9 protein-coding genes and 1 pseudogene are annotated in these 11,976 nt (G+C 39.1%); 5 read left to right on the top strand and 5 right to left on the bottom strand.

The window, feature by feature from the left end; genetic code table 11:
- From pstC to greB, 5 genes and pseudogenes are all read right to left on the bottom strand, one after another.
- Entirely contained in the window at window positions 1-960 is a 960-nt protein-coding gene (pstC, locus tag F1325_RS17885) for a phosphate ABC transporter permease PstC (protein WP_109373687.1), read from the bottom strand.
- Between the two features lie 76 nt (window positions 961-1,036).
- Window positions 1,037-2,077 (bottom strand): phosphate ABC transporter substrate-binding protein PstS, encoded by a 1,041-nt coding sequence (gene pstS / locus F1325_RS17880; RefSeq protein ID WP_160230786.1) that lies wholly within the window; start codon window positions 2,075-2,077, stop codon window positions 1,037-1,039.
- A gap of 213 nt (window positions 2,078-2,290) precedes the next feature.
- A pseudogene (gene envZ, locus F1325_RS17875) lies at window positions 2,291-3,631 on the bottom strand (two-component system sensor histidine kinase EnvZ).
- On the bottom strand, window positions 3,628-4,350 hold the full coding sequence (gene ompR / locus F1325_RS17870; protein ID WP_023583230.1) for an osmolarity response regulator transcription factor OmpR: 723 nt from the start codon (window positions 4,348-4,350) through the stop codon (window positions 3,628-3,630). The pseudogene envZ and the gene ompR overlap by 4 nt, the downstream one beginning before the upstream one ends.
- Before the next feature lie 149 nt (window positions 4,351-4,499).
- Window positions 4,500-4,979: a transcription elongation factor GreB gene (gene greB / locus F1325_RS17865; RefSeq protein ID WP_109373684.1), complete on the bottom strand. Its 480-nt coding sequence runs from the start codon at window positions 4,977-4,979 to the stop codon at window positions 4,500-4,502.
- A 181-nt stretch (window positions 4,980-5,160) separates the two neighbouring features.
- On the opposite strand from greB, the gene F1325_RS17860 reads away from it, so the two are divergent.
- The 5 genes from F1325_RS17860 to hemN all read left to right on the top strand — a co-directional run bounded on the left by F1325_RS17860 (window position 5,161) and on the right by hemN (window position 11,937).
- A complete protein-coding gene (locus F1325_RS17860) occupies window positions 5,161-7,500 on the top strand; it encodes a Tex family protein (RefSeq protein WP_160230785.1) in 2,340 nt (779 codons plus the stop codon).
- Between the two features lie 487 nt (window positions 7,501-7,987).
- Entirely contained in the window at window positions 7,988-8,662 is a 675-nt protein-coding gene (locus tag F1325_RS17855; RefSeq protein ID WP_100159734.1) for a CsgG/HfaB family protein, read from the top strand.
- Between the two features lie 23 nt (window positions 8,663-8,685).
- Window positions 8,686-9,039, top strand: a complete 354-nt coding sequence (locus F1325_RS17850) for a DUF4810 domain-containing protein (protein WP_160230784.1) — start codon at window positions 8,686-8,688, stop codon at window positions 9,037-9,039.
- Window positions 9,036-9,692, top strand: a complete 657-nt coding sequence (locus F1325_RS17845) for a DUF799 domain-containing protein (RefSeq protein ID WP_109373681.1) — start codon at window positions 9,036-9,038, stop codon at window positions 9,690-9,692. The genes F1325_RS17850 and F1325_RS17845 overlap by 4 nt, the downstream gene beginning before the upstream one ends.
- 871 nt (window positions 9,693-10,563) lie before the next feature.
- Window positions 10,564-11,937 (top strand): oxygen-independent coproporphyrinogen III oxidase, encoded by a 1,374-nt coding sequence (hemN, locus tag F1325_RS17840; protein ID WP_109373680.1) that lies wholly within the window; start codon window positions 10,564-10,566, stop codon window positions 11,935-11,937.
- Window positions 11,938-11,976 lie beyond the last annotated feature (39 nt).

Here is an 11,976-nt window from a genome sequence, read left to right as displayed (position 1 = left end):
TTAACGCGCTCCTTCATTCTTAGATAAACGTAATGTCATAAACTTAGAAATCGCAAGGACGATAAAGGTGATGACAAACAAGATAAGCCCTAATTCCATCAATGCCGCAGTATGTAACCCCGTTTCGGCTTCCGCAAATTCGTTGGCTAATGCAGAGGTAATACTGTTACCTGGCATAAACAGTGAGGCTGAATCTAATTGGTAGGTATTACCGATGATAAAGGTTACCGCCATGGTTTCACCTAAGGCGCGACCTAATCCCAACATGACACCACCAATCACCCCATTACGGGTATAAGGCAGAACGATATTCCAAATCACTTCCCATGTTGTACAACCAATGCCGTAGGCAGACTCTTTCATCATAACGGGAGTCTGTTCAAACACATCACGCATCACAGAAGCAATATAAGGAATGATCATGATAGCGAGGATAACACCCGCAGCTAAGATACCAATACCAAAAGCAGGGCCAGAGAAAAGCTCGCCAACGATAGGAATGGAGGACATCACATTACCTACAGGCTCTTGGAAATAGGTTGCAAAGAGTGGTGCGAAGACAAACAGCCCCCACATACCATAAACAATACTAGGAATAGCGGCGAGTAACTCGATAGCAATACCTAATGGGCGTTTTAACCAGTTAGGCGCTAATTCGGTTAAGAAAAGGGCGATACCAAAACTGACAGGCACCGCAATAACCAATGCGATTATCGAGGTCACAATGGTACCGTAAATAGGCACTAATGCACCAAATTCCTGTGCAGGAGGATCCCACTCTTTCGACCATAAGAATGAAAGGCCGAATTGTTGAATACTTGGCCATGAGGCGAAAATCAGTGAAACAATGATACCCGTCAAAAGCAAAAGCGTAATCAACGCAGCTAGGCGAACTAGTGCGCTGAAAATAACGTCCCCTCGTTTACTAGGGGCCTTTATTACCGTTGTGTGCTCGGCCATAAAGCCTCTTTTAATTTATTACCCCCTGTTTGTCAGGGGGTGAACGTTAACTTATCTCTTAATGGTTGCCGTTTTATTAGTAAATCGGTTTACCATTACTGTCTTTGATACTTGTTTTCCATGCTGCACGAATTTGCTCTACAACTTCGGTTGGCAATACTGCGTAATCTAGGTTTTTCGCTTCCTGATTACCTTTGTCGTAAGCCCAGTTGAAGAAATTCAGTACTTCTTTACCTTTTACGGCATCTTTTTGTGTTTGATGCACTAAGATAAAGGTGGTTGAAGTAATCGGCCATGCGTTTTCACCTTTCTGGTTAGTCAGGTCTTGTGCAAAGCTTTTGCTCCAATCAATTTTTCTTGCTGCGGCACTAAAACTGTCAGCTGTTGGTGCGATTGCCTCGCCATCAGCTGTGACTAATTTAGTATAAGCAAGATTGTTTTGTTTCGCGTAAGCATATTCAACATAACCAATTGAACCTGGTACACGTTGAACGAATGCCGCGATACCATCATTCCCTTTTCCACCTAAGCCTGTCGGCCATTTTACGGTAGAGCCTGCGCCTACTTCATCTTTCCATGTACTATTTACTTTTGATAAGTAGCTAGTGAAAACGAATGATGTACCTGAACCATCAGCACGGCGAATAACCGCGATATTTTGGTCTGGTAATTTTACGCCTGGATTGAGTTTTGTAATGGCAGGGTCATTCCATTTCTGGATCTTGCCTAGATAGATATTACCAATAGTGTCGCCATCTAAGGTCAGTTCACCTGATTTGATACCAGGAATATTTACTGCCATAACAACGCCACCAATCACGGTAGGGAATTGGAATAAACCGTCAGCTTGTAATTTGTCGTCTGCTAATGGCGCATCAGAAGCACCAAAATCAACAGTATTTGCAATGATTTGTTTAACACCACCAGAAGAGCCAATGCCTTGGTAGTTAATTTTGTTACCCGTTTCTTTCTGATAGGAATCTGCCCATTTAGCATAAACTGGGGCAGGGAACGTTGCGCCAGCACCAGTCAGTGAGGTCGTTGCCTGTGCAGAAAGAGCGGTCATTGAAAACGCAGCGGCAATGACACTAGTCAGGGTGGTACGCATCAGTTTCATAATCCCTCCTGTGGGATAGGTAGAATAATTTTCGACATCTATCAACTTCGGTTACGGTACGCACAGACAATAGGTCAGTTTGATGACAATTAAATGTCTTAATTGTGACAGTTTTATGACAAAGTGAAAAAATGATGAAATATTTATAGGAGGAGAGAAATTAGAATGGAAATGGTGTAATAAAATGCACTTCAATATTTGAAATAGAGTGGGCTAATCATTCTCGTCTTCACGTTCTTTTAATGGGAAGTTAGCTCGAATTAATAATCCGCCCTTAACGCTATCATCAAGTTCAACATAGCCGCCGTGGGCATCCATGATACGGCGAATAATGGATAATCCTAAACCCGCACCTGTTGAGCTTCGAGCTTGTTCGCCCTGAACAAAAGGTTGGAAAAGACGTTGTCTATCTTCTTGTGGAATACCAGGGCCATCATCTTCTACTTGAAACCATGCATATTCTTCATTTTTCCCACTTGAAACACTGACCCAACCATTACCATAGCGATTGGCATTGACAATCATATTGGCAAGGGCGCGTTTTACTGCAATAGGGTTGGCGGTGATATTAATGGGTTCAGAATGAAGATGTTCTTCACTGATTTTTCCTAAATTAGATTCAGCTGAAATGACTTCTTGTAATAGATTATTCATATCACACAGTTCTAAAGACATCTCTTCACCTGTGCGCATATAGTCTAAGAATTGCCCAATAATGGCATCACAATCTTCGATATCTTTATTGATAGAGTCTGCGAGGTAACTATCTTCGGGACTCATCATTTCAGTTGCTAGACGAATTCGAGTCAGTGGTGTACGTAAGTCATGGCTAACACCTGCCATAACAAGCGTTCTATCATTATCCAGCGAGCGAATACCTGATGACATCTGGTTAAAGGCACGAATAATTGAGCGCATTTCAGAAGAGCCAGATTCAGGAATAGGAGGAGGAATAACGCCTTTTCCGATACGGCGCGCAGCGTACTCTACTTCATTAAGTGGGCGGTTTTGAAAACGATTATAAAGCCAGAAAAAAGCGACAACGATAATAATGAAAATAATCGCTTGTCGGTAAACAGGCAGTAAGAAGTTTTGCCCTAATTCAGTGAGTGGAACACGGATTCAAAGTGAGGGGGACATATGCGTATTAACCCATAAAACAGGGTATTCTAGCGTGTTTTCAACCCAGATCTCTGTTTTCCCTCCCAGATATTCAAACATCTGTTCACTTAATTCATCATCGATTTTGGCCCAATAGAGTCCTTCCTCAAGCGCGGCTTCTTTATCAAAGAAAGAGATACCGAGTTCGGTATAGATTTTATTGCGTAAAGCAGGGGAAATTTTTAGCGGAGTGCCGTCTACTAGGATCAGTTCTTCAGGCATTAAAGTGCGTATTTCATACGCTAAAACTTTATTAAATTGCTGAAGGCTTGGCCCAACAATAAGGTGTTGCACAATGATATAACTGGCTATCAAGCTAAAAAAAAGTAGCGAGATAACCAGAAATAACGAGCGTGTCAGTTTATTGTGGGGTGAAAGCCTCAGCCTTCTCATTGAACGCTGGTTCCATCAGGAACGAATACGTAGCCGAGTCCCCAAACTGTTTGAATATAGCGAGGATGCGTTGGGTCTTCTTCAATCATGCGACGTAAACGTGAAATTTGGACATCGATTGAACGCTCCATCGCACTGTATTCACGACCACGAGCAAGGCTCATTAATTTATCACGAGAAAGTGGTTCACGAGGGTGAGATACCAGTACTTTCAATACGGCGAATTCACCACTTGTTAGAGGCATATGCTCTTCTTCGTGGAACATTTCACGCGTACCAAGGTTTAGCTTGAACTTACCAAAAGAGATAATGGCGTTATCTTGTGAAGGTGCGCCAGGCAATTCATTTGCTTGACGACGAAGAACTGCGCGAATACGTGCTAGTAGTTCTCTTGGATTAAAGGGTTTTGAGATGTAATCATCAGCCCCGATTTCAAGTCCAACAATTCTATCAACCTCTTCCCCTTTCGCAGTAACCATAATAATAGGGATAGGGTTGTTTTGGCTTCTTAAGCGGCGGCAAATAGATAGGCCATCTTCACCAGGAAGCATTAAATCGAGCACAATAAGATGAATAGATTCGCGAGTGAGCAGACGATCCATCTGATCGGCGTTTGCAGCAGTACGGATTTGAAAACCCTGCTCTGTCAAATAGCGCTCTAAGAGTGAACGCAGACGTAAATCATCATCCACGATTAGCACTTTATAACTTTCTTGCATTTTTTAAGCTCCCGAAGTGCAAATGCTTTTATTAGCGAATTCTATCATTGATAAGAATATTAAACCAAAACCAAAGAATAAATGTTAATAATTTATAGATAAAACTTGTTCATTAGCCCTAGTAAAGGGGATAAAACTATTTATTTGTCTTATTCTGAATGATATTTGATAGATAATACGCAGTAATTAACTTCACCACCTGGTGTCTGCACGCTAATTTCATCATCAACTTGCTTACCAATAAGCGCTCTGGCAACAGGGGAATCAATAGAAATCCACTGTTTTGCTGGATCAAATTCATCGGGACCCACAAGCCTAAAGGTTTTGACATTTTCGTCATTATCTTCAAGCGTGACCCAAGCACCGAAATAGACTTTTCCTTCTTGGCGAGGATCTGGGTCAACGATTTTTAGTTCATCAAGACGCTTTGATAAAAAACGAACACGCCTATCAATTTCACGTAATCGCTTCTTTCCATAAATATATTCAGCATTTTCTGAACGGTCACCTTGTGCCGCTGCTTCTGAAACCGATTGTGTGACACGCGGGCGCTCTTCTTTCCAAAGATATTTTAGCTCTTTGTCTAAGGCATACCAGCCATCACGAGTAATATAGTTACTTTTTGCCATTACGAATAAAAACTATCATCAACATTGAATTTCATAAAGGTACTATAGCGTGAATGTTAAAATAATCTGTTAATTTCCTCATAATTGTCGAGCTAGATAGGAAATTTGCCAAATTTTTTTAATGCTCTGCGTGTATAATAGCCATCTTTTTTAACTATTCCTCTCGGTAGGTAAATATTTTATGAATGAATCATTAAGCCGAATTATTGCAGATGAGCTCTCTGTTAAGCCCCAGCAAGTCCTTTCGGCTATAACGTTACTGGATGAAGGGAATACGGTGCCATTTGTTGCCCGTTATCGTAAAGAGGTCACTGGCGGATTAGATGATACGCAATTACGTCAATTAGAAACTCGCCTCGGTTACTTACGGGAACTCAACGATCGCCGCCAAACAATTTTAAAATCAATTGAAGAACAAGGAAAACTGACACCAGAACTGCGCTCTTCAATTAATGAAACTCAAAGTAAAACAGAACTAGAAGATCTCTATCTTCCTTATAAGCCTAAGCGCCGTACTCGTGGCCAGATAGCGATTGAAAATGGATTAGAACCCTTAGCGGATTTACTGTGGAATGAACCACAAAATAATCCAGAAGAAGCGGCAACCGCTTATATCAACGCAGAAAAAGGTGTTGATGACACCAAATCAGCTTTAGATGGCGCACGTTATATTTTGATGGAACGTTTTTCAGAAGATGCGGGATTATTAGCAAAAGTTCGCCAATATTTATGGAAAAATGCGCATCTTGTTGCCAAAGTGATTGAGGGTAAAGAAGCTGAAGGGGCGAAGTTTAGTGATTATTTTGATCACCATGAGCCTATCGCTAATGTTCCCTCTCACCGCGCATTAGCTATGTTTCGTGGTCGTAACGAAGGTATTCTTCAATTATCACTTAATCCAGATCCGCAATTTGAAGAAGCACCCAAAGAAAGCTACGGTGAACAACTGGTTACAGAGCATTTAGGGTTACGTTTAAATAATCAACCTGCGGATAGTTGGCGTAAAGCTGTCGTAAGCTGGACTTGGCGCATAAAAGTTTTAATGCACATTGAAACCGAATTAATGAGCCAACTACGCGAAAAAGCGGAAGAAGAAGCAATTAATGTTTTTGCACGTAATCTTAATGATTTGTTGATGGCGGCACCTGCTGGCATGCGTGCCACAATGGGGCTTGATCCAGGTTTACGTACTGGTGTTAAAGTTGCAGTTGTTGATAGCACCGGCAAATTAATTGCTACAGATACAATTTATCCACATACAGGACAAGCGGATAAAGCGGCGGCAAGTGTAGCTGCGTTATGTATTAAGCATAATGTTGAATTAGTGGCGATTGGTAATGGTACGGCTTCTCGTGAAACAGAGCGATTTTTTGCTGAAACAGTAAAACGCTATCCAGAAGTGAAAGCGCAAAAAGTGATTGTTAGTGAAGCGGGCGCATCGGTATATTCAGCGTCAGAGCTTGCTGCTAATGAATTCCCTGATTTAGATGTTTCTATCCGTGGTGCGGTTTCTATCGCGCGTCGCTTACAAGATCCTCTGGCTGAACTTGTAAAAATTGATCCTAAATCAATTGGTGTGGGTCAATATCAGCATGATGTTAGCCAAACATTATTAGCGAGAAAACTTGATACTGTCGTTGAAGACTGTGTGAATGGTGTTGGTGTTGATTTAAATACAGCATCAGTACCGTTACTAACGCGTGTTGCAGGGCTTAGCCAATCTATTGCTCAAAATATTATTAGCTGGCGCGATGAAAACGGTCGTTTTGTTGATAGAAAACAGTTACTCAAAGTGGCACGTTTAGGGCCGAAAGCCTTTGAACAATGTGCCGGTTTCCTACGTATTCGAGATGGTAAAAACCCGCTTGATGCTTCAACGGTTCACCCTGAAGCGTATCCTGTTGTTGAAAATATTCTGCAATCTACCCATCAAAAAATTGATGATTTAATGGGTAATAGCGCTTTAATTTCACAAGTAGATGCAAGAGCATTTATTACAGAGCAGTTTGGTCTGCCAACGATTAATGACATTTTAAAAGAGTTAGCAAAACCAGGGCGCGACCCACGTCCAGAGTTTAAAACGGCGACTTTCGCTGAAGGTGTCGAAACGATGAACGACTTAGTTAGTGGTATGATCCTTGAAGGAACTGTGACCAACGTGACTAATTTCGGTGCATTCGTTGATATCGGTGTACACCAAGATGGCTTGGTTCATATCTCTTCTTTAGCAGATCGATTTATTGAAGATCCACATACTGTGGTGAAAACTGGAGATATTGTTAAAGTTAAAGTTCTAGAGGTTGATTTAGCTCGTAAGCGCATCGCACTGACTATGCGTTTAGATGAAGTCGCGGGTGATAGTGATAAAAAACCATCATCATCAAATACCACGAATTCTGTTAGAAATAACAAAGGGCAAAAACCAGCTCGTAATAACCGTCAGCCAATGAATAATGGTAATAATGCAGGAAATAGTGCAATGGGTGATGCTTTAGCAGCAGCTTTTGGGAAAAAACGCTAATCGCTAATAGTGCATTTATTGCTATCGCATTAGTGAGTAAAAAGAACGAAAATAATGAGCGTGATATAATCAATATTGGTTATATCGCGCTTTTTATTACATATGATTTAGATGTTTTCTTTAGATGAAAATATTTATAAGAACTAATTAAATAGAAAAGTAATATAAATTCTCTTCCATTTTTTTATAGGTTTAATTTTAAACTGACTTAAGGGATATTGAAAAAATAATAGATAAAGCATTCTCTGTTTTATCTCTATATTTATTTGTTATTATTTTTATCATCCATCTTCTATTCTCCCCATCGCCGATTGCCTTTATATTATCAAATAAGGGTTGATAACCTTTTAACCTTATTATTACTGGGGTTTTTAAGGGTGACTCCTTGAGCTAAAACTGAAAAGTATTATTTCCGTTTATATCAACTCTACTTCAATTAATAGAATGAATATCTATGGGTTTATTTCACCTTTATTGGGTTATTAATATGAATTTAAATAAATTATCGTTTGGTTTGATCATGATTTCTGCTTCATTACTAGCAGGGTGTGCATCAGAATCTTCACGCTCTTTAGAAGTGGCTAAAGTAGCAACCTATAACACGACTTACACAGGTGCAAAAAGCGCGATTTCTATCGGTAAGTTTGATAACCGTTCTAGTTATATGAATGGGATCTTCTCTGATGGAGTTGATAGATTAGGAAATCAATCCAAAACTATTTTAATGACGCACTTACAACAAACAGGGCGTTTTAATGTATTAGACAGAGCCAATTTATCTGAATTAAAAGAAGAAGCCGGCATTAAAGGGCAAAGCCAACAATTGAAAGGCGCTACTTATGTGATCACTGGTGATGTGACAGAATTTGGTCGTAAAGAAGTCGGTGATCGTCAATTATTCGGTATTTTAGGTCGCGGTAAAACACAGGTTGCTTACGCAAAAGTGAATTTAAACGTTGTGAATGTGAATACATCAGAAGTTGTATTCTCATCTCAAGGTGCGGGTGAATACGAGCTTTCTAACCGTGAAATCATTGGGTTTGGTGGAACAGCAAGCTATGACTCAACACTGAACGGTAAAGTACTTGATTTAGCTATTCGTGAAGCAGTTAATAACTTAGTTGCTGGTATTGAGAGCAATGCTTGGCAGCCTTCAAAATAATACGCTTTTATAAGGATATAACGATGTCTAAATCATTAATAAGCCTTATTTTAGGGGCATTATTACTGACGGGCTGTGCAAGTGGCCCTAAACCACTTTATAACTGGGACAGTTATCAACAAGTGGTATATCAGCACTATCAACAAAGTGAAAGTGACCCTCAAGCACAAATCGATGCATTGAAGAAAAGCATTGAGCTTTCTCGTGCTAAATCATTAGGTATTCCTCCAGGATTACATGCGCATTTAGGGATGTTATACGGTGCGACGGGCGCATTAGATTTAGCAATGGCAGAATTTAATGAAGAAAAAGTACTTTACCCTGAATCAGCAGAATTTATGGATCGTCTGATGAAAAACAAAGGAATGCAAAAATGAGTCGCTTATTCGCTTTAATGTGCTTGGCTTTTGCGTTGGTATTAACGGGGTGCGCCCAACCTGTTAAAACAGATTACACTGCTTTTAAACAGAGTAAGCCAAAAAGTATTCTTGTATTAGTACCTCAAAACCATACAACGGAAGTTGGAGCGGGGCACAGTTTCTTATCTCAAGTGACATATCCTTTGGCAGAAGCGGGATATTATGTTTTTCCTGTTGCTGTCGTTGAAGAGACATTTAAGCAAAATGGTTTATCCATGGCTGGGGATATTCATGCAGTAAGTCCTAATAAACTACGTGAAATCTTTGGTGCTGATGCTGTTTTATACTTAGATATCACAGAGTTCGGAACGACATATCAAATTATTTCTAGTGATACGCGAGTTACCGTTACTGCTAAGCTTGTTGACCTTCGTAATGGTGGCGTGTTGTGGAGTAGTTCTGCAACGGCATCAAGTACCGAAACAGAAGGTTCATCAGGTAGTTTAGTAGGGATGTTAGTCTCAGCTGTTGTGAATCAAATTGTGAATACAGTATCAGACAAAAGCTACCAAATTGCAGGCATAACCAGTGTACGTTTACTTTCAGCAGGAAAGGCGAACGGTATTCTATATGGTCCTCGCTCTCCTAGTTATGGTAAAGAAGCAGAATAAGCAAATGCAATAAAATAAGCAAATGCAATAAAATAAGCATAATAATGAAAAGGCTCTGTTTAATTAATTTAAAATAAGCAGAGCCTTATTTTATTTTCGAAATAATAATTATTCTTATTTGATGTTGGGTAATACTACCTATATTTATCACAGAATAAGTATGAAATAGAGAGTGAATAAAAAAGAGGAGTTGTTATTGAAAGGATAAACCATCCTTGGTTGCCAGTCCGTTTCCTTCCGTGGTTAATAATCCATAATTCGGGTATATAAAAGAGACTGATTAAATAAGAGAAACGTCAAAGAGAATAAGATAAGGTATGGGGGATGCTATCTTTCCTTGTAATATAGCGACCTTTATTCTTTAAATAGTCCTCAAATTTAAATCAAAACACGACCTAGTTGGATATTAATCAATGTTTGTCTCTAGGATATGTAATATTATAATTTAGGTAAAGATATAATTGTTACTATTATTATAATCATCGAATTAAGAGGGAATAAAAGAATAATAAAACTAATATAACGAGATATTTAATTAATTTAAATCGTATTTTGAGTAATATATCGTTTTAAACTCGGCGTAAAAGTTCTCCTCTGATATTTCACGATGAATTAAAGCCACTAACATATTGAATAAACTTAATTTATTTATGAATATCTTTAATGGATAAGATTATTTTTACATAATGTGATTTGCATCACGTCATATATTTGAGTGTTATCACCTATCAATAAGAAGATAGGGATTTATACGATACCTCTTTCGATCATATTCAGTTCCCGATTTATTGGTTACACTATTCTTTCAGATATTCATAATATCTGTTTGCTGGTATGAGATATCAGCGGTTCACTTTTGGAAGGTAGAGGCATGTCAGAACAAACAATTATTTGGGATCTTGACCTGATCCATAAGTATAACTATTCAGGTCCTCGCTATACATCATACCCAACAGCATTAGAATTTAATCAGCAATATGGCGATGATGATTTTATCAAAGCGTCTCAGCGCTATCTTGAGCGCCCTTTATCGCTTTATATTCATATTCCTTTCTGCCATAAGCTGTGCTATTTCTGCGGCTGTAATAAAATTATTACGCGCCATAAACATAAAGCAGATGAATATCTTGATGTTTTAGAAAAAGAAATTATTAACAGAGCACGCTATTTTAAAGACAGAAAAGTGACTCAAATGCATTGGGGCGGGGGTACACCTACTTTTCTGGATAAGCAACAAATTAGCCGATTGGTTTCGCTATTACGTCACCATTTTCATTTTGTTGATAATGCAGAACTCTCTATTGAGATTGATCCTCGTGAAATTGAGCTAGATGTTATCGACCATCTACGTCATGAAGGATTTAATCGCCTGAGTATGGGGGTGCAAGATTTCAATAAAGAAGTGCAACAAAAAGTAAATCGTGAGCAAGACGAAGCATTTATTTTTGCATTGGTAGAGCGTGCGCGTGAAGTGGGTTTTCACTCTACCAGCATTGACTTAATTTATGGTTTACCTAAGCAAACCAAAGAGAGTTTTGCCTTTACATTAAAACGCGTTATTGAACTATCACCAGATAGATTGAGTGTTTTCAATTATGCGCACTTACCTAATTTATTCGCGGCTCAGCGTAAAATTAAAGATGAAGATCTCCCTTTAGCAGAAGAGAAGTTAGAAATATTACAAGAGACAATTTCTACGCTGACAACAAACGGCTATCAGTTTATTGGTATGGATCACTTTGCTAAACCGGACGATGAATTAGCGGTTGCTCAGCGTAAAGGTATTTTACACCGTAATTTCCAAGGCTATACCACTCATGAAGAGTGTGATTTATTAGGCATGGGAGTTTCTGCAATAAGTATGTTAGGTGATAACTATGCGCAAAATGAAAAAGTATTGAAAGAGTATTATGCGCGCGTTAATAGTGAAGGAAATGCACTATGGCGAGGTTTATCTCTGACTAATGATGATTGTATTCGCCGCGATGTGATTAAAACCTTAATTTGTAATTTTAGTCTGCGTTTTTCTGATATTGAAAAAATGCACAATATTGTCTTCCATGACTATTTTAAAGAAGATTTAGAATTACTTGTGCCAATGAAGAATGACGGTTTAGTTGAAATAACAAAAGACGGTATTCAAGTAACACCAAGAGGGCGCCTGCTTATTCGTAATATTTGTATGTGTTTCGATACGTATTTACGAAATCAAATGCGCCAACGTCAATTCTCGCGTGTAATTTAAATACAACAGATTTAGGCAAGGCGAGAGGCTCGCCGCCTA

Origin of the sequence: Proteus columbae (assembly GCF_009914335.1) — a bacterium.
Lineage (GTDB): Bacteria > Pseudomonadota > Gammaproteobacteria > Enterobacterales > Enterobacteriaceae > Proteus.
This window is presented reverse-complemented; position numbering and strand designations above follow the sequence as displayed.

Bases quoted from the DNA above. Each gene is read 5' to 3' on its own strand.
- pstC (WP_109373687.1), bottom strand. From the start codon at position 960: ATGGCCGAGCACACAACGGTAATAAAGGCCCCTAGTAAACGAGGGGAC.
- pstS (WP_160230786.1), bottom strand. From the start codon at position 2,077: ATGAAACTGATGCGTACCACCCTGACTAGTGTCATTGCCGCTGCGTTT.
- ompR (WP_023583230.1), bottom strand. From the start codon at position 4,350: ATGCAAGAAAGTTATAAAGTGCTAATCGTGGATGATGATTTACGTCTG.
- greB (WP_109373684.1), bottom strand. From the start codon at position 4,979: ATGGCAAAAAGTAACTATATTACTCGTGATGGCTGGTATGCCTTAGAC.
- F1325_RS17860 (WP_160230785.1), top strand. From the start codon at position 5,161: ATGAATGAATCATTAAGCCGAATTATTGCAGATGAGCTCTCTGTTAAG.
- F1325_RS17855 (WP_100159734.1), top strand. From the start codon at position 7,988: ATGAATTTAAATAAATTATCGTTTGGTTTGATCATGATTTCTGCTTCA.
- F1325_RS17850 (WP_160230784.1), top strand. From the start codon at position 8,686: ATGTCTAAATCATTAATAAGCCTTATTTTAGGGGCATTATTACTGACG.
- F1325_RS17845 (WP_109373681.1), top strand. From the start codon at position 9,036: ATGAGTCGCTTATTCGCTTTAATGTGCTTGGCTTTTGCGTTGGTATTA.
- hemN (WP_109373680.1), top strand. From the start codon at position 10,564: ATGTCAGAACAAACAATTATTTGGGATCTTGACCTGATCCATAAGTAT.